The organism is Thalassotalea fusca (assembly GCF_053485835.1).
The window spans coordinates 128,956-150,503 of the sequence record NZ_JBQRUN010000004.1; the positions used below are offsets into that span (position 1 = coordinate 128,956).

Below are 21,548 nucleotides of genomic sequence, written 5' to 3' on the forward strand. Positions count from 1 at the left end.
AACATAAAATTATTACAACTTCTGATAAACTAACTACGCGGTTAATTATTAAGACTTTTAAAACGCTGGAAATTTAATGAGAAACAAACGTATCCAATTATTGAGTTTGCTCGCTGCAATCATTGCTACAAATTCTCCTGTTGCTCAAGCCGACAGGTGGAGCGGCAAATGGTTTGAAGTTGAAGTTATCTTATTAAGTCAGTTAGCCGACAAATCGACCATTCGAGAGCATTTCGACGAAGCAAAACCATTACCAAAGTACCGTCGATTCTATGATTTATTGTCACCGTATTTACAACCGGATATTGCCAGCCTAAAACAAGTTCTGCCTCTGTGCAGTGACGGAAAAGATCCATTGGCTGCATTAGCCGCTATGCCAAAGCTACCTTCCTTGTTTGAAGTTAAAACGCTAAAAGAGATCGAACAACTTCCTGTATTACCACAAGAAGAGGCAGATACAGACACTGACCTTTCCGCTGATAATAATTTTACCCACGGTGAACTAACCGCTGAAAATTCGCCAGTAATAAATACTCTTTCAGAGCAAGCGCAGCTCGCAGAATCTGATCAGACAAGCAGCACAGATGAAGTTCACACAGACATTACACCTGAAGTCGCCCCGATTGAGGAAGGATTAACGCCAGAGCAACAAATGTGGTTGGCGGCAGCCGAAGAAGCGTTAGATCCGATACAACTTAACTACAGTAAATTAGTCGAACCATTTCCAGCAAGTTTTTGTGTGTTAACACGAGACCAATTTAATCAACTAGACGTCAATCCTGCACGGTATTCATATAATGGTTTCTTGATAGAAGCAATGCCACGTTGGATTGACGGTGTAGAAGACACCAGCAGCACACAGCCTTACTTATTAAGCCGAGAATCGTTAAAGCTCCAAGATATTGTTAAACAACTAAGCCGTAGTCGTGATTTTCGTCCTATTTTACACTTAGGCTGGCGTCAGCAAGCCTACGAACTTAGTAAGGCTACACCGGTTAGGTTGTCGGCTGGTGACAATTTGCAAGCTAATTTCGTGAAACAAGTAGAACAATATCTGGCAGATAAAAAAGCACTTGAACAACAAGAAGCACAGCTCGCAAGTATATTCGAAAATGGCACCACTACTCCTCAACCGTTAACAAACAACGTTGACAGCAAGGCACTTCAAACAGCTCAGCACATTAACAAGGTTTTACAACAGTTCCCGGGTATTTCGCCGGAAAACACGCCAATTGAAACCTTGGCAACGTTGCAAGTAAATGACGTTACGCAACACGTAAATGATGAATCGTTGTTGGATGCACCACAAACACCTGTTCAACCATGGTATTTGGACGGTTTCTTCCGCATACATTTAAACCAGAATTTTCTGAATATCACGGCTGACTTTAATATTTTAAACCTTACGCTTGCACAGCAGGCAACGCTTGCATTGCAGCCAGAAAACGATGTTGAATTAGCGCAAATTCATTTTAGTCAGACTCGACGTATTATCAGTCGCGAAATTCACTACTTTGATCACCCGTACATGGGCATGATAGTGCAAGTAAGACGCTATGATAAACCAATCGAAGAAGCCAACTCTGGCCAAGACTTAATAGAGGAATAACATGGATAAAGAAATTGAAATTCAAGCCGCCGTATTTAGACGTCTTCTGGCGCATTTAGACGCTCGTAAAGATGTTCAGAATATTGAATTAATGAACTTAGCAGGCTTTTGCCGCAACTGTTTTTCCAAATGGACAGTGCAAGAAGCCGAAAAACTTGGCGTTGAAGTAGACATTGACGAAGCACGCGAGCAAGTTTATGGCATGCCGTACGCCGAATGGAAAGAAAAATACCAGTTGCCTGCAACTGAAGAGCAATTAGCCATATTCAATGCTAAAAATAAGAAATAACCCTAGGCACTATCACTAATGAAGACAATTGGCCTAATTGGCGGCATGAGCTGGGAAAGCACACAACACTATTACCAGTTGGTAAATACCGCAGTAAAGGAAACATGTGGTGGCCTCCATTCAGCGAAGGTTGTCTTAGTGAGTGTAGACTTTGCCCCCATTGAAACACTTCAACGTCAGGGTAATTGGCAAGCTGCTGGCGAGTTACTTGCTACAGCCGCTAAACAGGTAGAAGCCGCAGGTGCTGACTTTATACTAATTTGTACCAATACCATGCATATTGTCGCCGAACAGGTGCAGCAAGCGGTTTCAATTCCACTTATTCATATTGCCGACGCAACAGGCGATTACATAACTGCAAAAGGCTTTCAGCGTATCGCTCTGCTCGGCACAGCCTTTACCATGGAGCAGCCTTTTTACAAACAACGTCTTCAAGACCGTTACCAATTAGAGATCATCACACCTAACGAAACACAACGCGCCGAAGTACATCGAATAATTTATCAGGAGCTGTGTTTAGGTGAAATAAAACCTAGTTCGCAAGACTACTATCTAAGCGTGTTACAAGAATTACAAAGCACGCAAGGCGCTGAGGCAGCAATTCTCGGTTGTACCGAAATAGGTCTACTGGTTAAGCAACACATGTGTGACTTACCGCTTATTGATACCACAGAAGTACATGCGTTAGCAGCGGTGAAGCGTGCACTTGCCGGCAATGACGAATAAAACTAGTTTTTAGTAACAACTAGGTTTTTACTTGACTGACGCTTATTCAACATCATTGTCAGGTTTGTCTGTTGAACCTCTACCAAAAACCATTGGTCCTAACGCGACACCAAACGCTATCCCGAGCGCTAATCCAACACCAACATTGTCAAATGCTGCGCCAAGTGCAACCCCAAGAGCGATCCCTACACCAATGCCCTTTTCGGTTCCTCGTTTTGTATTCCGCTTCTGCTCTTCCGTTTCAGGTTCCATACTTTTCTCTCTAGTGCGTAACAAGCTAGTATTTATATCTTATACCAGTCAATTGTATTATGAGTAGAAAACATACTCATTTGTTGTAGCTAAAATCTCGATACGATACAAAACGAAAGATTATTTTTGTGACGCAGTCTTTACAATATCGAAGACTGAATACAGTGTGTCGCTGGTATGGTCATAACCATCCTGATTAACCATAACAGCAACAGTTATGTCTGTATCAATGAAATGTACCAAAAAGGATTCAAAGCCATTTATTGCACCACCATGAGCTATGCCTTTGTGCCCGTCGTGATTCAACCAGCGCCACCCAAGCGCTCTGTCACTTGCTACTTGGGAAAAAGGTACAGTTAGCATAAGTGCTTTCGTTTTTTCACTCATGACTTTTCCGTGCGCAACGGCTTGCACCATTTTTACAAGATCTGTTGGAGTGGTTCGCATACCGCCCCCAATATATTTATTGCTAACGTCAATTTCTTTAACGGGCAACGAAGAAAGGAATGAACGATAGCCAACCGCGTAGTGCTTAGATGCATTCCCTTTAATTTCAAGCTCGGTGTTTGTCATTTGTAATGGCTCGAATAATACGTTTTGAAGATAATCAGATAGCGGCTGTTGTGTCCTTTCTTCAATGATGCCTTGAATTAAGTTTATCCCATAAGTGGTGTAGGTATAACGACTGCCAGGTTCAAATAACAATGGATCCTCTCGAAAAACACGTGTCGCCTCTTGCAACGTAGAATAATGAGTATTAGTGCCATATTCACCAAAACGATAATGCCTGATCCCGCTGGTATGCGTTAGGATGTGTTTAACCTGAATGTCGTCATAATGTGTTGGCAAATACGGCAAATAGCGCCTTATTTTATCGTCAAGACGCACCTTGTTTTGTTCTATTAATGGCATGAAAGCCACCGTCCCAATTACTTTCGAGACCGAGCCTGTACGATATTGCGTATAAATATCTGCCTTTACATTACGCGACTTGTCAGCAAGTCCTGCAACTGCTGAGAAAAGCACCCGACCTTTATGCCCCACAGCAATCGACAATGAAGGCGCATTAGTTTTTTCAACTTGTTGTTGTAGGTATGTCTCAACATTTGCTTTTAATATTGAGGTATCAAGTTCATTTTTTGCAAAACATATAGCAGTTAAGCAAATATTGAGCAGGAGTGTAAGTCTGACTTTGTTCACTGTTCTTTTATCCAATTGAAATACCTATCATTCAAACAACTTTGTTAACAACTAATTGCCATGCTGTAGATAATCGTCAGACTGAAAAATATTGCATGAAAAATGCGGTAAAAGGCTTACTTTTTAGGATGAACTAGTAGTTCCTACACTTTTCCATTTTTAACGTAATCGGCCAAACCGTTAGCAGTAAGTTGTTCCAATTCCTCAAAAAGTTCTTTATCTACAGCTTTAAAACTGAAACATGACTTGCCTTGCATCTTTTTCCTAAGTGAAGGTGAAATATCATTGAGTAACTCAGGGTTACAATACACAGGCATCAAATGGTAAGCCACCTTACCATTAGCTTGTTTTACCATGCCAAAAAAGATGGCTTTTTTCTTAGCGTCGAGTTTGTGCGAATTAACATAAAGCTGGCATTCGTTGTCTGTTACAACATGCAATTCTTCTGAGTGTGCTTTTAGAATACTTGCGAGCGCTTGAAAAACATCTTCCATCTCAAACTCCAAAAATCATGTAATGTTAATCGCCACCGCAACCACTGCTACAGCCACTATCTGATCCAGAGTCGCCCGATGAGCCACTACATCCAGATGAGCAACCAATATGTGAAGCACAGTAGTTGTTGCCATATGCAGGTGAATTTTTGTCTTTGCAATTAAGTGAATAGAAAAAACCATCTTCGATTTTAAGTAGTGCATCAATGGCAAATAACATAGGCAACTTGGTTGGTAGCTTCGGGTTTATTAAGTCTTGCGCGCAAGCTAGACGCCACGTACGTTTAATCCCTTCCTGCGCTTTTGTCGGCGACTTCATTGCCTCGGTAGGTGTATGGTGAAGAAAGCGCCCCAAACCTTTCTTACAAAACATCTGATAATTCTTGGTAAACAAAATAAACTGATGCCACGCAACATCTACTACTTGCGACGGCATGGCAACCGCTTGTTGCTTGGATTTATACGCAATTAAAAAATAAGACTTGAGCGCATCAAGCACTAAACCCACTTGTTTGTCGTCCAAATGTGGGTAAGTAGTACTGACTGCGCGACTAATTGCTTCAGGAAACTGATACGTTTGAATGAAAGCTAAACGTGCTTTGTGTCGTCGATATAAATACCAAATGAATAAAAATAACGCTGTAAAACCAGCAAGAAAGAAGTTTTCCATAGATATATTTCCTTCGTTTATCGCTTATCTTTTATCGTTTATCGACTAGCTATTCAACCAATTTATACGCTAGCGAGAATTGTTTACCATGCTCACCAGCAACTAATACATTTAAGGCATTTTCTCCGTGACGCTCATATACCAGCTTTTGTGGAAAATCATGCGCAGGATTAGAAAACTCAGCAATATCATTACCACAGCGGATAAGTTTGAATGCCACTGGTAAGGAATTGCTTTTTACTTTCGCCAGAAAAAATACCTCATCAGACATTTCCACTAATCGCAGTGACTCCATGCCAACAATTTTTTTTGACTGAGTCGCTAAAGTTTCACCACGCCCTTCAAACGTATTCGCACTTACTTTTCGCCAAGTCTCCTTTGTGATGTACTTTTCGCTCGTTGCTTGCCAATTTCCAAGTAACCATGCTACTTGTTCAAGCTGTTGGCACGACTCTGCCGATGCGTCCGTTTGAAGCGCCAACAACGAAAATACAATACTTACGCTCTTTTTATACATATCATTTAGTCACTTACGATCTCATAATTAAATACACTAGCAAGTCCCTAACCTGTACACAATGGTTTTAATGCTTGGCAAAACAAATACATCTTTTCTTCCAATATCATTGCATTTAAAGTCGTATTACTCAGTTAAAGGAATAAGAATGCCATGAACGAAATCATCGCTAAAATTTACCAAAAAGATTCTCGCCGTATCTTTGCAACCCTGGTGCGACTATTAGGTGATTTTGACGTTGCAGAAGAAGCGCTCCATGATGCATTTAGCGATGCACTGGCACAATGGGGCAATACGGGCGTTCCCCGTAATCCCGTAAGTTGGCTTATCTCCGCAGGTAAATTTAAAGCGATTGACATTTTGCGTCGCCAAACAAGGTATCACGATTTGCTAACTGAATGGACGCATGAAGTAACACCTAATTCCTATGATGAAGCGAGCTATGATGATCAAACGCTCAATGATGACCAACTACGTCTGATTTTTACTTGTTGCCATCCAGCAATTGATCTGAAAATTCAAATCCCGCTGACACTACGTGAAGTTTGCGGTTTAACCACCGAAGAAATCGCCAGCGCCTATTTCGTTTCTGCTACTACTATGGCGCAACGTATCGTTCGCGGTAAAACTAAGATTAGAGATGCCAACATTCCTATTGAAGTGCCGTCACCTCAAGAAATACCTCAACGACTAGATGCCGTTCTGGCAGTTATCTATCTGGTATTCAACGAAAGCTATAATGCAACGACTGGCGACAATGTGACAAACATCGTTCTAACACTAGAAGCTATTAGATTAGCCCGGCTTTTAAATCAACTATTACCTGACTCAGAAGTGAAGGGGTTATTAGCATTAATGTTATTACACGAATCCAGACGTAAAGCTAGAACTAATGAACTCGGTGATATCATTCTACTCGAAAACCAAGACCGTGCACTTTGGGAGCAAGCACTAATTGCTGAAGGCACAGCATTGATTCAACAATCGCTGAAGTCAGGCAATTACGGTTTCTACACACTTCAAGCAGCTATTTCTGCTACTCATGCCCATGCAATATCATTCGAGCAAACCGATTGGTCACAGATCGTATCGCTTTATTCCACTCTACGCCAAGTTGAGCCAACACCTGTCGTTGAACTAAATTACGCCATCGCCATTGCAATGCATGAAGGTGCTGCTAAAGGGTTAGCTATCATTGAAAACCTCATCACAGACGGCAAACTTAGTAAGTACCATTTACTTTTTGCTGCTAAAGGCGAAATGCTGTCGCGACTTGGTAGGCATTCGGAAGCTGAAAACGCGTATGACAAAGCATTGGCTTTAACCAGCCAAGTACCAGAACAACGATTGTTACGCAGAAAGATTCAGCAAGTACAAGGCCAAGCAATGAATAAATAAATTTTTTCACCTTTTTTGAAAAAATGTCGATCTGCTATCTTTCTATTCGACTATTTAGTGCAAACGTAATTTTAACGTTATTTAACATAAGGAATCACAAATGAAAGTTATGGTAATAGTTAAGGCTTCTAAGAGCTCAGAAGCAGGTAAAATGCCTAGCAATGAATTGTTAACTGCAATGGGCAATTTTAACGAAACTTTAGTCAAAGCAGGAATTATGGAAGCAGGCGAAGGGTTAAAACCAAGCAGTGAGGGCTGTAGAGTACGCTTTAGCGGTGAACAGCGCATTGTAACTAAAGGCCCTTTTCCTGAAACAAGTGAACTGGTAGCAGGCTATTGGCTATGGAATGTAGCTTCTATGGACGAAGCTATTGAATGGTTGCAAAAGTGCCCCAACCCAATGGAAGAAGAGTCAGACATTGAAATTCGTCCATTGTTCGAAATGGCAGACTTCTCGGAAATAGACGCCGACGGTAAAGTATGTGAACAAGAGGAACAACTTAAAAATGCCATCAGCAGTCGTAACTTTGATTGCAAGACCTATTTATTCTTCAACGGCCAGTGTGAAGAAGCATTGAGCTACTATCAACAACATTTGGGTGCATCTACTTCAGCACTAATTCGATTTTCAGAGAGTCCTGAACCAATGCCTGAAGGTATGCTTCCTGAAGGATATGAGAATAAAGTCATGCATTGTGAATTCTCGATCGGTAATGCTCAATTTATGGCTACCGATCACGATTGCCAAGGCATGGGGGCTGGTGGGTTTAGTATTACCCTAACAGTACCTAGTGCAGACGAAGCCCACCGTACCTTTGATGCATTGGCAGACAGTGGGAATATTCAAATGCCATTGTCAAAAACGTTTTGGTCTCCATTATACGGACAGGTAACCGATAAATTTGGTATTGCCTGGATGATCATGCAAGAAAGCGAACAGCCATAATAACGAAGGAATAGCCAATGAAATATGTTGCACTCGTCTATTTAGACGAATCAAAAATGGATGAATTCAGCCAATCACAATGGGATGAACTCAATCAGGAATGTATTGATTGCGGTGACTCTCTCACTGAACGTGGCTATTCACTTGGCGGAGAGGCGCTGATGTCGGCACAAACTGCGACGGTGTTACGGGTACGTGACAATAAACTGCAAATCACTGATGGTCCTTTTGCTGAAACGAAAGAGCAGCTGGCGGGCTTTTATCTGTTAGATGTGAAAGATCTCAATGAAGCAATACAAGTGGCAAGCCAAATACCGCCAGCACGTTATGGCTCAATTGAAATTAGACCGGTTAGAGAACTGGCAAAAGAGAAAAACCACCGCTATGTTGCAAATTGAACATTCCATTTACAACAAGTAACGTAAAGTTTGTTGGCGGCATACTCAAAAACTTGAGTCCTGCCGCCACAATTTAAAATGAAACATGCTCATAATCGCGTCGGTTCAGTGCAGTAAGTACATGATCTTCCCATCGCCCGTTTATTTTTAAGTAGTTACGTGCAATGCCTTCACGCATGAATCCTAGTTTATTGAGTAATCGCGCCGAACGATTGTTATGGGGCATGTAGTTTGCCATAACACGGTTAAGCCGCAGTGTATCAAAAGCAAACTTTAACGTATGAGCAACCAAACCACTCGCGACCCCTTTACCTTCAACCGAACGACAAACACCATAGCCAATATAACAAGCTTGAAAAGGCCCTCGACTAATTTGCGAAAGCGTACAATTGCCAACAATTTTGCCTTGTTCAATCGCAACAAAATAAAAACAGGTGCCTGCCATTTGAGAGATTAAATGGTCTTCAATACGCGACTTCCACTGGCTTTCATCATGATAACCAAGTTCTGTTTTGGGTTGCCAAGGTTTAAAGTGTGTTTCGTTTTTTCGGTAATACTCGGATAACGCTTTATAGTCTTCGCGAGTGACTTTTCGATAATTCATAGTGACTCAATCGGAAATATTCAACTTGCTCTTAGTGGTTGCTAATCGAATTAGGCAAATAATACTGCATTAATCATAATACCAATTATCGATATTACAATACTAATAAACTCATACACTTATCGACCAGTTCGTGTAATTGAACGTTCAATTATCCTCAACAAATCTGTCATATTTCATTCCTATACTGGCGGCGATTTTCATAATAACAAAGAATAAAAGGATACATATGCCAACGTCTACTACACGTAAATCTTTGCTTGCTTTAGCCATCTCAACCGCACTACTTTCAGGATGTAATGACGATACTAAGACTGTTGAAGTGATCAAAGAGGTCGAAGTAATCAAAGAAGTTGAAGTGATAAAAGAAGTACCGCCTGTAGAAGTCACACAAGTAAAAAATATCATTTTAATGATTGGTGATGGCATGGGTGCTCAACAAATAGGATTACTGGAAGAATATGCGCGTCGTGCACCTAACTCAACCTACAAGAGCACTGGCGGTACGACTGCTTTATCTAAACTAGGTGAAGCTGGGCAACTGGGTTTATCACTTAATGCGCCATATGGTGACACAGGTAGTTTAGTGGTTGATTCGGCTTGTTCGGCCACACAATTGGCAACCGGCCTAGCGGCAGGTTCAGAAATGATAGGCTTAGACCATAATGGCAATGTTGTAGAAACTATTTTAGAAAAAGCCAAGCAACAGGGTAAAGCCACAGGACTAGTATCAGATACGCGCATCACCCACGCTACACCTGCCGCATTCGCTGCACATCAACCACATCGTTCACTAGAGCCTGAAATTGCTGAGCAATTAATTGCAAGCGGTTCGGTTGATGTCATGTTATCTGGCGGTGCTCGCGTATTTTTGCCATCAGATATCAAGACAGACGCAGACGACCGTCAAGCGATGGCAGATCTTGGTGCGCCAGAAAGCGTGTATAAGAAATCAAAGCGCAGTGATGATCGTAACTTAATACTTGAGGCAAAGAACGACCATGGTTATGCACTTGCATTTGACGGGGAACAACTTGCGGCAAGTGATGCCACGAAACTGTTAGGATTATTTGCGAATTCAGGTATGCAAGACGGTATTGCTTATAGTGCATGTAAAAAAGGCAACAGCTGTACACAACCTTCACTACGCGATATGACGCTTAAAGCACTCGATATTTTATCAAAAGATGAAGATGGCTTCTTCCTGATGATTGAAGGCGGACAAATCGACTGGGCGGGTCACGTTAATGACGCTGGCTGGATGCTACATGAACTATTAAAGTTCGATGAGGCGGTTGCCGCTGTTTTTGACTGGGTAAAAGATCGCGATGATACGCTAGTTGTTGTCACGGCAGACCATGAAACAGGCAGCTTTGGCTTCAGCTACTCGCGTAAGGATTTGCCTGAAGGACAAATGTTACCAGGCGATGGCATGAATGGTCATGAATACAAGCCAAACTTTAACTTCGGTCCTCTAGCGACATTAGACAAACTCCACGCGCAAACGGGCACGTTCTACGACATAATGACAGTGGTTAACGCTGATTGGGATTTCAGTGCTACAACAGGCCAACAATGGGCTGATGCCATTAATACACACAGTGAAATTAAGGTGACTGCCGATAAAGCCGAAATTGTTACCAAGCGTGAAGCTAATGAGTACTATGTAGCAGATCATAAATACTTAGCAGCCAGTGAATTCCCTGCGATTGCAGACTTTAAAGAGTTCTACGTCTATGGTGATGAATTACATGCTAACTTAGTTGGTCGTGCATTAGCCGCTGATCAAAACGTAGTGTGGGGAACGGGTACACATACCGCCGCACCTGTGCCTGTATATGCATTTGGACCAACAGGCGTTACCAAGCAATTTTCAACTATGCAACACCACGTTGAAATAGGCCAAAAAATGATGGCTGCTTTGTTAAACGACTGATCTCAGTGTCACGTATATAGCTAAACGCCAATCACTTGGTTAAACAACTTTTTGTTTGGCGTTTTTTACTGATACGCAGAAACTAGAACGTGTGTGACGAGTGCTAAATTTTTAAAAACAACGCATTTGCTAATTGTCGACGATCTTTTTCCTCACGAGATTCCAAAAAGCGTCCCCTATTTAGCTTTTTTTGACGGCGATCTTCACCAGAACGACGCTCTTCACTATCCCAAGAATCCTTTTGTCTAGCTGTTGTTGTTTCAACAACATCTTGGTTGACTGATTTGTACTGTTTACGTTTATTAGCTTTAGGCTGCTGTCGTTTGTCTTTTGCAAGTACTTCCGAACGCATCGCGTACGCAGCCGGTAATAGATCATCGATAAAGTCCATTCAACTACCCATTTATTCAATCTAGTTATTGTTATGATCAAACCTCATTGAACAAATAATCGGCAACACTATGGTTTTCTTTAGCTTTTTTTTGAATGATTTTTAAGCATCACAAATCATAAAAAATCCAAGCCTATTTAAATTGAGCGACTTCCTTCTCATCAAGATAGCGCCACTGCCCTTCATCTAGAGTTTCATCAAGCACAATGTCGCCTATTTGTTCACGATGTAAACCAACGACACGATTTCCTACGGCGGCAAACATACGTTTTACTTGATGGTACCGGCCTTCCACAATAGTTAATAACACTTCCTTTTCTGCAACTACAGTTAGCTGCGCGGGTAATGTGAGGGTTTTCTCTCCTTGGAGTTGTACACCATCTAGAAAACGTTGGGCGACATCATCTGCAATCGCATCGCGCAACCAGACTCGGTAAACCTTTTTACAGGCTTTTTTAGGCGAAATAATATTGTGCGACCAGCGACCATCGTCAGTAACAAGCACCAAACCTGTGGTATCTGCGTCTAATCTTCCGGCAATGTGTAGATCAAACGCTTTATCAACATCAAGATAATGCAGTACTGAAGGATATACCTCATCAACGTTTGAACAAATCGTGTCTGCAGGCTTATGCAGCATAATATAGCGAGAGGTTCGCGCACTTAACACATAACCATCGAGCGTGATTTCATTATTTTCATGTACTTGGGTGGCACCATTTTTGACAACTTCCCCATTAACCCGAACCTCTCCCATTTTCAGCACTTTTTTTGCTTCATTACGTGTTAATTCGGTGCTTTTGCAAATAAATTTATCTAATCGCATTACGATACCTTCAGTGGACAACCGCGTCATTATCCAAAGTCTAACGCAATGTGCAAGTTCTGTTTGTTGCATGCTTTAGTGAGTGGTAGAGTAAAACCCTGTTTTCAGTTTAATGCGTAGGATTTTGGGGGTAGATATGGATTTAATGCATGGTCTGATCTTAATCTCATCAATTCATTTACTTGCTGCCGCATCGCCCGGGCCAGATTTTGTATTGGTATCACAACAGTCGCTTCATCATTCTCGTGCTGCAGGGTTGTGGTGTAGTTTAGGTATTACCTTAGGGTTATCTATCCATTTGTTATATTCTATGTTTGGTTTAGCGACAATTATCGCTAATTCAAGTACAGCATTGTGGGCAATTAAAATACTCGGTGGCGGGTACTTACTCTATTTAGGTTACCAGGGGCTAACTGCAAAGGCGAACCATGCGCCAGCGCAAGGCAACCCTCAAGCTAAACAAGCAACTACACCACTTAAAAGCATTAGTCTTGGCTTTGTGTGTAATGCCCTAAACCCAAAAGCCCCCATCTATTTTGTTTCGCTGTTCACCATCATATTGTCACCCGATATGCCATTACACCATCTCGCCATTTATGGTGCTTGGATAATGTGTATTCAGTTTGCTTGGTTTAGCTTTGTTAGCATTATGTTGTCTCAACCTAAAGTTAGCGAACAATTTCATCGTATGGGACATTGGTTAGATCGCGTAATGGGCGGTGCTATGGCGTTACTAGGCTTAAAAGTGTTGTTTACCAAAGTTAACTAAGAGTCAGACATGCCAACCACAAAATCCTACCAATCATTTAAAGAGTTTTATCCTTTCTATTTGAGTCAGCATCAAAACCGCGTTTGCCGTTTACTACATGTTATTGGCTCTTTGTGTGTAATCGCGCTATTAGTAACCACTATCATAACGCAAATATACACATTACTATGGCTGATGCCTGTTGCGGGCTATGGCTTTGCTTGGATAGGACATTTTTTCTTTGAACACAATAAACCCGCCACATTTACCTACCCGTGGTATAGCTTTTTAGCAGATTGGGTCATGCTCAAAGATGTACTAACAGGAAAATTAAGACAATAACAAAATGATTACCATTGAAAGACTCACTAGCATTGAAGAAAACATATCAGCGCTCAGTACTTTGTTAGTGCAATGTGTCGATGATGACTCATCCATCGGCTTCCTTCCACTACTTGAGATAGCTGAGGCACAAGAATTTTGGCTCGATCAATCGCGTAAAATCACCTGCGAAGACCAAGTCCTTTTGGTTGCAATTGATAACACTAACAAACATAAGATTATAGGTATTGTTATGCTAGGTTTGGTACAAAAAGCTAACGGACGTCATCGCGCAGAGGTGGAAAAGCTCATGGTTGCCCCAACTGCGAGAGGCCAAGGTGTAGCACAATTGCTAATGAATGAATTGGAGTCATTTGCCCGCAAAAATAAGCGCAGCTTACTAGTTTTGGATACGCGAAAAGGCGATCCTGCATCAAATTTATATCGAAAACTGGGATATCAACCCGCTGGAGAAATTCCCAATTTTGCCTCAAATGCTGATGGCAGCATGTCAGCAACAGTATATTTCTACAAAGAATTAATCACTGATTAAATGTGAACAAATTAACGGGTTAGCATAACCAAATACTAACCCGTTCCTTACGCCTTATTATGAAAAGCGTTTGCTAGCATATGCATTGGCTCGACGAAATTTAGCAACAGTGCGCTCACCGAGTTTCAGCAACACTAAATAGCCAAAAGGCACCAAGAATAAACTAGTAAACGTAGAAAACAATAAGCCACCAATAATGGCTACTGACATTGGGTAAGCCTCATTGCTGGTTGATGCAAACGCCAATGGCAACATACCCATGATAGTGGTGGCTACCGTCATAAATATAGGTCGAATACGACTGACGCACGCTTCCACTATCGGCACAAGAATATCATCAGCCCGACCTTTCAACTGGTTGATTTGATCGATCAAAACAATGCCATTATTTACGACAATCCCCATGAGTATCAACATCCCAATCATGGCGGTTGAGCTCAAACCCATGCCCATAATGGCGAATGTCCAATACACCCCGATGAACGCCAAACCGATCGACGACAATATCGCAATCGGCATTAGTAACGATTCAAACAGTGCCGCCATCACCATGAAGATTAACGCCAGCGCTAACATCATGTTAGTCCCCATGTCTTTAAAGGCTTCATCATCATTTTGGAACTGTCTCCCCAAACTCCAATCGTAACCCGGAGGGAAGTCAACGGCTTTCAACACATGGCCAATTTTTTCAGCCGCTTCCATGCGATTAATATCGTTAAGGTTAATATTAATCATCATCGAGGTACGTCGATTGATACGCGTAATTTGACGCGCCACAGGTTCGCTGTCAAAAGTGACTAGCTGTTGTAAGGTAATAATACGACCTTGGTGCTCTAATATTGGCAAGTCCTTAATCTCTGCCAATGGCACAGATTCACTGCCATGGTAAACCAATCGAATGTCGACTTCGCCTAAATTGGGATCTCTAAATGACCTTAAATTGGCCCCTCGTAATGCCGTCGCAATGCGACTTGCTACTTCGCTGGTAGACTTATTTAATCGAGATACTTTGGTACTGTCTATCCGCAATAGCAGCTCTCGACGAGTAGATTCATCATCAACTCCCACTTCAGCGAACTCTGGAATATCAGCAAGGATTGGAATGATCGTTTCGCTTAATTCATTCAGCTTTTCAGTAGAGCTACCATTTAATGAAATTCGGACAACTTTCCCTTTACTTTCTGACCATTCAAACGAAGGTCTTGCTATCGCCATAGGTGGAAAGCCTTCTCGAATCTTATCTTTCAGCTCGTGGATAGGAATATCGATATCCTCTTTCAATTTTAAAGAAGAATATGCATAGCCAGACCAAATACGGCTATTCACCTGTGTGAACATAAATTCATCTTGATGTTGGTACAGGTAAGCTTCCATTTGATCGACAGCTTTAGCGACCTCTTCCATCTTATGGTCACCTTGAATATGGTAGCGAATGTAGAGTTCTCGCTCTGCTCGCTCATGATCTTGGTAACCGTTAATGGCTTGTTTAGCAAATACAGCGCTCAAAATCAGGGCAAAAATTAACAGAAAAGTCTTCTTAGTATGCGTAAGCATGTATCGCAACGCATTCCGATACCAAACGGTCATACGCCCTTCCATTACAACGGAAGAAATAGCGCTTTCATTAACACGGCTAAGCAATAAAGGAATAGCTGTTTTGGCAATGATAAGTGAAGCAAATAGAGGTAAGCAAATAGCTACAGCAATTTGCTCAATTAACAATGTTAGAAAATTGGCTTCGCCCACTAATAACGGCAAAAATACGATCGTTGTAGTAAGCGTTCCCGTAATAATTGCGATACTGACCTTGTTCACGCCATTCAATATTTTGGAGGACAAATCCATGTCAGTGTCTTTTTGTTGAAGAATACTCTCGCAAATAACAACTGAGTTATCAATTAACAAACCAACCGCTATAAACAGACCAGCCAACGTCAACATGTTTAACGTGTAACCCATAAAATACATACCGGCAACAGCAAAACTTAGTGAAATAGGTACAGCCGCCACAACGATAAACGTTATTTGTACATTACGCAGAAAGAAGAACAGCACGATGAATGACATGACTATGCCCATTGCACCCGCAACAAGCAGATCGGCTAACGACTCCTGAATCTCTTCACCCGCATTTTCGCGGATTTCAATTTTAACTCCAGGTAAGTCTTTACTTGCGCTTATTTCATTAACGAGCTCAACGATGTTATCAGTGACTTTGACAACATTGGCGTCAGACTCTTTAAATATCTCCACGCCAACCGAAGGCTTTCTGTCAGTACGTATTTGACTATTTCGCTCAGGCGTCACTAGTGAAACAACGGCCACATCGCTCAATTTCACACCAGCTTTCACCTGAAAGTCACGAATGTCTTGTAGCGATTTATATTCGCCTTGTGGTGATACACGATAGCGGCGGCCACCGTCGGTAATCACACCAGAGCGAATGAGAAAATTACTCGCCCTCAAGTCTCGTACCAGCGCATCTTGGTTGACTCTGTTCATCGCCATGCGCGTTCCATCTAATTGAATTTGAATTTGTGGTTCAACAACACCTCGAAATTCAACTTTCCCGACACCAATCAAACGTTCTAGCGGCTGTTTAAGGTTTCTATTTAATAGGTCGTACGCATAGGCTAAATCTTGTTCGCTTGATAGCGTTAGGCTGGCAACAGGCATATCATCAGTAGAAAACTTTTGCACAAATACCCTACGTACGTCGTCTGGTAACAGATGCCTCACCATGTCGACTTTTTCTCGTACTTCCAAGATTTTGCTATCTAGATCAGTATTTAGCTTCATGTTCAAGCGAATACCAGCCGAATCTGCACGACTCCGAGAATGCATTTCTGTGACACCACTTAATGTTGCCAAAGCCTCTTCCAAAGGTCGGGTTATTAATCGCTCTACTTCATCAGGCGTTGCACCAGAGTACGGCACTTGGATAAATACCACCGGTACACTTAATGTCGGCCAGCTTTCTTGTGGTAGTAATCTACTTGCAACAATCCCTGTAATAAATAACGACAACATCACCATGACTGTTGTCACTGGTCGTCTAATCGACAATACAGATAACCAAACATTCACGGGTAGTTGATGCCAACTTGTTTGACTCATCATTTTACTGGGCACAGTTTTTGAGCTCTCGTTACTGTTAGTCATAACTCGCTTACTCTTGTATGCCAGCAGGCGCTAACGGCAGTTCGTCGTCGGTTATCTGTTGATAACGTTTGTGATCGAACAAACTGTAAAGCACTGGGATCAATATCAACGTAAGCAAGGTTGCAAACAGCAATCCGCTCATAACAGTAATTGCGAGTGGCGCACGTAATTCTGAACCATCACCTGTACTCAGTGCTAACGGTGCCAAACCCAAAACCGTTGTCATAGTGGTCATAATGATCGGCCTGAATCGTGATTCACTCGCCTCCATAATCGCTGTTAGTTTATCTTTGCCTTTGTGCCTCAATTGGTTGATGCGATCAACCAATACAATGGCATTGTTAACGACAATACCCGCTAACATGATGATCCCGATTAACACAATGACACTAACATTTAAACCGGTTAGATAGAGTCCAAGCACTGAACCTAAAATAGCTAACGGAACCGAAAATAGAATAATGAATGGATTGAGTAACGACTCAAATTGCGACGCCATAACAAGATATACAAGGAAAACTGCTAGGCTTAATGCCATCATCAATGATTCAAAAGATGCAGCCATTTCTTCATTTTGCCCAGCCACTGTCACACTAATATTTGTCGGCAGTTGAATTTGGCTAACTATATTTTCAGCGGTTTTCGCGGCGTCAGCTAAATCGCCATATGCGATAGCGGCGCTCACAATTGCTACACGCTCTGAATCCAAACGATTAATTTCATTTGGACCAACACTCTCGCTCACCACTGCCACTGACGACAAAGGAATTGACCTTGCTTGCGTTGAATTTACCGTTATTTGTTCAATCGCTTGCGCAGAATTACGAGAATCTTCATTAGCTCTCACTAAAATATCAACTTGTCTGTCTTCTAAGTTGTATTTGCTGGCAACAGAACCTGCAACTTTGGTCACTAATTGTTGCGCTATATCAGAAGCTTTGAGGTCTAAACTCGCCAATCGCTCATTATCAAAAGTTACTTTTAGCTCTGGCTGACCTGCGCGCAGGCTATTATTGAGATCGGTAAATTGAGCTTCAAGCGACATGCGACGCATCACTTCGTCGCTGTATCGTTTAAGATCATCTAGGTTATAACCAGAAAGAATCACTTTTAGTGGCTTTTCAGTCGTAAACAACTCAGCTTGTGCAATTTCCGCACTCACGTCTGCCATTTGGGCAACTTTGGCTCTAACCATCGCTTTGATCTCGTTAATATCACGGCTATCTTTAACCGCAACGAGTAACTGTCCCCAGTTTTCACCGCCTTTACTTGCACTACTCATCATTAAACTACCTGTGCCCGCTAGCGAGTAGCTGTGTTTAACGCGCTCATCACTCGCAACAACATTTGCTAATTGCTGCAAGCGTTTGTCAGTGACATCTATCGGGGTGCCCTGCGGTAAGGTTATCTCAAGTGTAAATTCAGATTGAGCAACATCCGGTACTAGTTCCACACCTAGCTTTGGTACTAAACTGCCGATAATCACCGCTGTGGCCAATGCGACCACAATGACCATACCCCGTTTAGCAAGCGCTAGCTTGAGCATTTTGCGGTAGCCATTTGATAACTTTTGGAATTGATGACTAAATGCGCGGTGTACAGGGTGAAACAATCGCGTTGATAGCCATACTAAGAAAGATTTGGCAACAAGCAAACCGTGTAATATCGCCTTAGGAATATAATAAAAAATACACTTAAATGGAAACACCAACACTTTGACTAGTTTGCGTAAATTACGTTTAACCTTAGTGTCTTTGGTTGAGTCTGCACCGGTTTCTTCTTCGAATGGTATTGTCAACGCACCTCCATTTGGTTGACGAGACGCCAACATTGGAATCAATGTTAGTGCCACGACTAATGAAGCCAATAGCGCAAACGTTACCGTCATTGCTTGATCGCTAAACAATTGTCCGGCAAAGCCAATGACAAAAGCCAATGGGAAAAATACTGCAAGAGTCGTTAATGTCGAAGCGAAAACTGCACCCGAAACCTCTTGTGTGCCTTTGATGGCAGCATCAACTATGCTCTTTCCTTGTTCGCGATAACGGGCAATGTTTTCCAACACAACAATCGCATTATCGACCAATAGCCCTACAGCTAACGCAATACCGCCCAACGACATTATGTTCAAACTAATATCGTTGGCGAACATGAGGTTGAAAGTTGCGATTACAGATACGGGGATCGCGAGAGAAATAATAATAGTATTAAAGAAGTTTCCTAAGAAAAGATACAGCACAATCATCGCTAGAATACCACCAACGATGGCAGCCGATTTTACTTCATCTACCGCACTCACAATGAACTCAGATTGATCGTATATCACATCAAATGACAATGTTTCAGGCAATGTTTTCGCTAATTGCGTGAGCTTTTTGCTAACTTCTTGTGCGACAACAACAGTATTCGCATCCCCTTCTTTGTATATTGCGAGTTCGATAGCTTCATTGTTATTGATACGCGTAATATCGGTTCTTTCCTTTTCACCGTCGATAATCTGAGCGATATCGCGCAAGTAAATTGCTTGCCCATCAACTTGCTTAACAATCATCTTGCCCAAATCGTTTAATGACGCGAACTGATTTAGCGTTCTCACTAAGTATTCTTGCTGGCCATCATATACTCTACCGGCTGACATATTGATGTTTTCACTTTCAATTCGGCTGACAATGTTTTCTGCAGAAATGCCCCTACGCGCCGCTTTTTCCTGATCAAAAATTACTTGGATTTCTTGTTGGAGACCACCACCTAATTGAACAGCGGCAACACCAGAAATCGTTTCTAATTGCCGTTTAATTTCTTGTTCAGCAAAAGTACGTAATGATTTCAACGCAAATGGATGTTTGCTTTCTGTCGATAGTCCCAATCGAATAATTGGGTCGAGCGCAGGGTTAAAACGTAAGATAACCGGACGATTTACGTCTTCTGGCAAGGTGACAATATCAAGTTTCTCGCGAACATTTTGTGTTGCGAAATTCATCGCGTTCCCCCAGTCAAACTCAATAATAACGTCTGATTGACCGGCTTTTGAAATTGAGTGAATCTTGCGGATACCTTTAACAACCCCCACCGACTCTTCAATTGGTTTAGTAATAAGTTGTTCAATCTCGGCAGGTGCAGCACCTGGATTTTCTGTACGCACCGTTAATGTTGGGTAGGATAAATCAGGTAAAAGCGACACCGATAATCGAGAAAAACCCACCATGCCAAAAAGCATAACAGCCAATGTAAACATGCACACAGTTACAGGCCGCTTAACCACAGTATGAATAAAGCTCATAGTTATTTCCTTGGGTAGAATAATGAAGTGACCAGCCGAAGCCAGTCACCATTTACCACTATTCAGATGAAGAGTTGTCTGTTGTAGTTGTCGCAATGGTCGTATTATTCAATGGCGCATCTTGCTGCGTTTCCACCGAAATATTGCGCACCAAACTGTCAGCTTTTAACCCTTGATGGCCAACAACCACAACCGGAAGTTTTTCATCAAGTGGTGTAAGTATTTCTACGTCGCCATTGTGTTCATAGCCAGTTTCAACAATCATGCGCTTAGCTCGATTATTTTCAACAACAAACAAGCTCGTCTCAGTGTCGGTAACTTGCAGTGCCTTTTGCGGTACAATTTGTGCGTTTGCATGTACATCAAGCTCTAGCGCGACCTTGGCAAACATACCCGGTTTTAAGAAGCCCTTTTGGTTATCAACAGATAACGTAACTTTAAATGTGCCAGATTCGGTATCTATTATTGGAGAGATCAGTGAAACACGCGCAGGAATCGTTATTGTTGGCATTGCTGGGAAAGTTAACTTAGCGATCTGCCCTTCACTAATATTGCTTAACTCGACTTCAGGTAAGTAAACAACCCCTTGTAATGTGTCTAACGCCACGAGATGAAACATTTCACTGCCCGCGTTTGGGGTCATGTTGCCCGACTTAACGAGGCGTTTTGCAATCACACCGCTGATCGGCGCTATTACTTTAGTATCACGCACTTTTATCGCTGCCAGTTTCTCTTGGTTTGTTGCTACTTTTACCTGAAATTCAAGCTTTTCCAAATCTTTGGCCGAAATTAACTGGCGACCATTAACTGGCTGACTACGTTTGAATTCAGACTTCACTGATTCTAAATCCAGTGTCGCGCGTTCCAGATCAAGTAAGTAACTTTCCGGATCTATTTGTGCTAATACTTGCCCTTGCTCAACAAATGTTCCCTCTTCAACGAAGATCTCATCAATCATCCCCGTCACTTTGTTCGTAACTTTGCTTTCTACCCGTGCTTCCAACACAGCTGTAGTACGATATACATTCGCTATATCTTGGTTTGTTACAAATACCGTTTCTACAGGAACTTGATATTCTTGTTCTTTTTCTGATTTGTTTTTAGTTTCACTGCTATTACAAGCAGAAAGAAGCAAGGCCAAAGACACTAGCCCCACAGAGGTAAGCACACGCATAATATTCCATCAATTTATAATTATAAAATCGACTAATCATAACCTCTTTAACAT

At 41.9% G+C, this 21,548-nt stretch carries 21 protein-coding genes; 10 read left to right on the forward strand and 11 right to left on the reverse strand.

The features are described from left to right. The first annotated feature begins 76 nt into the window (after positions 1–76). Genes ACSLUK_RS06665 through ACSLUK_RS06675 form a run of 3 tightly spaced genes read left to right on the forward strand, consistent with a single transcriptional unit; the run spans position 77 to position 2,624 of the window. Positions 77–1,609, forward strand: coding sequence for a CsiV family protein (locus ACSLUK_RS06665; RefSeq protein WP_448547762.1), 1,533 nt, complete (start codon positions 77–79; stop codon positions 1,607–1,609). A gap of 1 nt (position 1,610) precedes the next feature. Then, positions 1,611–1,898, forward strand: a complete 288-nt coding sequence (locus tag ACSLUK_RS06670; protein ID WP_448547763.1) for a DUF1244 domain-containing protein — start codon at positions 1,611–1,613, stop codon at positions 1,896–1,898. 18 nt (positions 1,899–1,916) lie between these two features. Continuing rightward, positions 1,917–2,624 (forward strand): aspartate/glutamate racemase family protein, encoded by a 708-nt coding sequence (locus ACSLUK_RS06675; RefSeq protein ID WP_448547764.1) that lies wholly within the window; start codon positions 1,917–1,919, stop codon positions 2,622–2,624. Between the two features lie 42 nt (positions 2,625–2,666). On the opposite strand, the gene ACSLUK_RS06680 is transcribed toward ACSLUK_RS06675, so the two are convergent. From ACSLUK_RS06680 to ACSLUK_RS06700, 5 genes are all read right to left on the reverse strand, one after another. Continuing rightward, complete coding sequence (locus ACSLUK_RS06680; protein WP_448547765.1) at positions 2,667–2,876, reverse strand: glycine zipper domain-containing protein; 210 nt, start codon at positions 2,874–2,876, stop codon at positions 2,667–2,669. Between the two features lie 120 nt (positions 2,877–2,996). Then, positions 2,997–4,091, reverse strand: a complete 1,095-nt coding sequence (locus ACSLUK_RS06685; protein WP_448547766.1) for a serine hydrolase domain-containing protein — start codon at positions 4,089–4,091, stop codon at positions 2,997–2,999. Positions 4,092–4,219: 128 nt separating this feature from the next. Further along, positions 4,220–4,570 carry a hypothetical protein gene (locus ACSLUK_RS06690; RefSeq protein WP_448547767.1) on the reverse strand — a complete coding sequence of 117 codons (351 nt, stop codon included), beginning with the start codon at positions 4,568–4,570 and terminating at the stop codon, positions 4,220–4,222. 25 nt (positions 4,571–4,595) lie between these two features. Further along, the gene (locus ACSLUK_RS06695; RefSeq protein ID WP_448547768.1) at positions 4,596–5,240 is read right to left on the reverse strand and encodes a glycine-rich domain-containing protein; all 645 of its coding nucleotides are present in this window, start codon (positions 5,238–5,240) and stop codon (positions 4,596–4,598) included. Between the two features lie 49 nt (positions 5,241–5,289). Then, positions 5,290–5,757, reverse strand: a complete 468-nt coding sequence (locus ACSLUK_RS06700; protein WP_448547769.1) for a DUF6265 family protein — start codon at positions 5,755–5,757, stop codon at positions 5,290–5,292. A gap of 153 nt (positions 5,758–5,910) precedes the next feature. On the opposite strand from ACSLUK_RS06700, the gene ACSLUK_RS06705 reads away from it, so the two are divergent. The 3 genes from ACSLUK_RS06705 to ACSLUK_RS06715 all read left to right on the forward strand — a co-directional run bounded on the left by ACSLUK_RS06705 (position 5,911) and on the right by ACSLUK_RS06715 (position 8,499). Next, complete coding sequence (locus ACSLUK_RS06705) at positions 5,911–7,155, forward strand: RNA polymerase sigma factor (RefSeq protein WP_448547770.1); 1,245 nt, start codon at positions 5,911–5,913, stop codon at positions 7,153–7,155. Positions 7,156–7,255: 100 nt separating this feature from the next. After that, positions 7,256–8,101, forward strand: a complete 846-nt coding sequence (locus ACSLUK_RS06710) for a YciI family protein (protein WP_448547771.1) — start codon at positions 7,256–7,258, stop codon at positions 8,099–8,101. A 17-nt stretch (positions 8,102–8,118) separates the two neighbouring features. Continuing rightward, positions 8,119–8,499 carry a YciI family protein gene (locus ACSLUK_RS06715; protein WP_448547772.1) on the forward strand — a complete coding sequence of 127 codons (381 nt, stop codon included), beginning with the start codon at positions 8,119–8,121 and terminating at the stop codon, positions 8,497–8,499. A 73-nt stretch (positions 8,500–8,572) separates the two neighbouring features. Here the strand turns inward: ACSLUK_RS06715 and ACSLUK_RS06720 are convergent, their stop codons facing one another. Then, positions 8,573–9,103, reverse strand: a complete 531-nt coding sequence (locus tag ACSLUK_RS06720) for a GNAT family N-acetyltransferase (protein ID WP_448547773.1) — start codon at positions 9,101–9,103, stop codon at positions 8,573–8,575. Positions 9,104–9,332: 229 nt separating this feature from the next. Between ACSLUK_RS06720 and ACSLUK_RS06725 the strand changes: the two genes are divergently transcribed. Continuing rightward, entirely contained in the window at positions 9,333–11,039 is a 1,707-nt protein-coding gene (locus tag ACSLUK_RS06725; RefSeq protein WP_448547774.1) for an alkaline phosphatase, read from the forward strand. A 103-nt stretch (positions 11,040–11,142) separates the two neighbouring features. Here ACSLUK_RS06725 and ACSLUK_RS06730 read toward each other — a convergent pair whose 3' ends face one another. Together ACSLUK_RS06730 and rsuA are read right to left on the reverse strand one after the other, a co-directional pair. After that, complete coding sequence (locus tag ACSLUK_RS06730) at positions 11,143–11,430, reverse strand: hypothetical protein (RefSeq protein ID WP_448547775.1); 288 nt, start codon at positions 11,428–11,430, stop codon at positions 11,143–11,145. A gap of 133 nt (positions 11,431–11,563) precedes the next feature. Beyond that, a complete protein-coding gene (gene rsuA / locus ACSLUK_RS06735; RefSeq protein WP_448547776.1) occupies positions 11,564–12,256 on the reverse strand; it encodes a 16S rRNA pseudouridine(516) synthase RsuA in 693 nt (230 codons plus the stop codon). Positions 12,257–12,392: 136 nt separating this feature from the next. On the opposite strand from rsuA, the gene ACSLUK_RS06740 reads away from it, so the two are divergent. Genes ACSLUK_RS06740 through ACSLUK_RS06750 form a run of 3 tightly spaced genes read left to right on the forward strand, consistent with a single transcriptional unit; the run spans position 12,393 to position 13,878 of the window. Then, positions 12,393–13,025 (forward strand): LysE family translocator, encoded by a 633-nt coding sequence (locus ACSLUK_RS06740; RefSeq protein WP_448547777.1) that lies wholly within the window; start codon positions 12,393–12,395, stop codon positions 13,023–13,025. Positions 13,026–13,034: 9 nt separating this feature from the next. Further along, positions 13,035–13,346 (forward strand): Mpo1-like protein, encoded by a 312-nt coding sequence (locus tag ACSLUK_RS06745; RefSeq protein ID WP_448547778.1) that lies wholly within the window; start codon positions 13,035–13,037, stop codon positions 13,344–13,346. Positions 13,347–13,350: 4 nt separating this feature from the next. Next, positions 13,351–13,878 (forward strand): GNAT family N-acetyltransferase, encoded by a 528-nt coding sequence (locus ACSLUK_RS06750; RefSeq protein WP_448547779.1) that lies wholly within the window; start codon positions 13,351–13,353, stop codon positions 13,876–13,878. Between the two features lie 57 nt (positions 13,879–13,935). On the opposite strand, the gene ACSLUK_RS06755 is transcribed toward ACSLUK_RS06750, so the two are convergent. From ACSLUK_RS06755 to ACSLUK_RS06765, 3 genes are read right to left on the reverse strand one after another with little or no spacing between them, the layout of a single operon-like run. Continuing rightward, complete coding sequence (locus ACSLUK_RS06755) at positions 13,936–17,040, reverse strand: efflux RND transporter permease subunit (protein ID WP_448547780.1); 3,105 nt, start codon at positions 17,038–17,040, stop codon at positions 13,936–13,938. 7 nt (positions 17,041–17,047) lie between these two features. Continuing rightward, a complete protein-coding gene (locus tag ACSLUK_RS06760) occupies positions 17,048–20,320 on the reverse strand; it encodes an efflux RND transporter permease subunit (protein ID WP_448547781.1) in 3,273 nt (1,090 codons plus the stop codon). Between the two features lie 58 nt (positions 20,321–20,378). Further along, positions 20,379–21,494, reverse strand: coding sequence for an efflux RND transporter periplasmic adaptor subunit (locus ACSLUK_RS06765; RefSeq protein WP_448547782.1), 1,116 nt, complete (start codon positions 21,492–21,494; stop codon positions 20,379–20,381). Positions 21,495–21,548 lie beyond the last annotated feature (54 nt).

Excerpts from the sequence above, each read along its gene's own strand:
- ACSLUK_RS06720 (WP_448547773.1), bottom strand. The coding sequence starts at position 9,103 with ATGAATTATCGAAAAGTCACTCGCGAAGACTATAAAGCGTTATCCGAG.
- ACSLUK_RS06730 (WP_448547775.1), bottom strand. The coding sequence starts at position 11,430 with ATGGACTTTATCGATGATCTATTACCGGCTGCGTACGCGATGCGTTCG.
- ACSLUK_RS06745 (WP_448547778.1), top strand. The coding sequence starts at position 13,035 with ATGCCAACCACAAAATCCTACCAATCATTTAAAGAGTTTTATCCTTTC.
- ACSLUK_RS06740 (WP_448547777.1), top strand. The coding sequence starts at position 12,393 with ATGGATTTAATGCATGGTCTGATCTTAATCTCATCAATTCATTTACTT.
- ACSLUK_RS06700 (WP_448547769.1), bottom strand. The coding sequence starts at position 5,757 with ATGTATAAAAAGAGCGTAAGTATTGTATTTTCGTTGTTGGCGCTTCAA.
- ACSLUK_RS06690 (WP_448547767.1), bottom strand. The coding sequence starts at position 4,570 with ATGGAAGATGTTTTTCAAGCGCTCGCAAGTATTCTAAAAGCACACTCA.
- ACSLUK_RS06695 (WP_448547768.1), bottom strand. The coding sequence starts at position 5,240 with ATGGAAAACTTCTTTCTTGCTGGTTTTACAGCGTTATTTTTATTCATT.
- ACSLUK_RS06675 (WP_448547764.1), top strand. The coding sequence starts at position 1,917 with ATGAAGACAATTGGCCTAATTGGCGGCATGAGCTGGGAAAGCACACAA.
- ACSLUK_RS06760 (WP_448547781.1), bottom strand. The coding sequence starts at position 20,320 with ATGAGCTTTATTCATACTGTGGTTAAGCGGCCTGTAACTGTGTGCATG.
- ACSLUK_RS06755 (WP_448547780.1), bottom strand. The coding sequence starts at position 17,040 with ATGACTAACAGTAACGAGAGCTCAAAAACTGTGCCCAGTAAAATGATG.
- ACSLUK_RS06670 (WP_448547763.1), top strand. The coding sequence starts at position 1,611 with ATGGATAAAGAAATTGAAATTCAAGCCGCCGTATTTAGACGTCTTCTG.
- ACSLUK_RS06750 (WP_448547779.1), top strand. The coding sequence starts at position 13,351 with ATGATTACCATTGAAAGACTCACTAGCATTGAAGAAAACATATCAGCG.
- ACSLUK_RS06765 (WP_448547782.1), bottom strand. The coding sequence starts at position 21,494 with ATGCGTGTGCTTACCTCTGTGGGGCTAGTGTCTTTGGCCTTGCTTCTT.
- ACSLUK_RS06725 (WP_448547774.1), top strand. The coding sequence starts at position 9,333 with ATGCCAACGTCTACTACACGTAAATCTTTGCTTGCTTTAGCCATCTCA.
- ACSLUK_RS06715 (WP_448547772.1), top strand. The coding sequence starts at position 8,119 with ATGAAATATGTTGCACTCGTCTATTTAGACGAATCAAAAATGGATGAA.
- ACSLUK_RS06665 (WP_448547762.1), top strand. The coding sequence starts at position 77 with ATGAGAAACAAACGTATCCAATTATTGAGTTTGCTCGCTGCAATCATT.
- ACSLUK_RS06680 (WP_448547765.1), bottom strand. The coding sequence starts at position 2,876 with ATGGAACCTGAAACGGAAGAGCAGAAGCGGAATACAAAACGAGGAACC.
- rsuA (WP_448547776.1), bottom strand. The coding sequence starts at position 12,256 with ATGCGATTAGATAAATTTATTTGCAAAAGCACCGAATTAACACGTAAT.
- ACSLUK_RS06710 (WP_448547771.1), top strand. The coding sequence starts at position 7,256 with ATGAAAGTTATGGTAATAGTTAAGGCTTCTAAGAGCTCAGAAGCAGGT.
- ACSLUK_RS06705 (WP_448547770.1), top strand. The coding sequence starts at position 5,911 with ATGAACGAAATCATCGCTAAAATTTACCAAAAAGATTCTCGCCGTATC.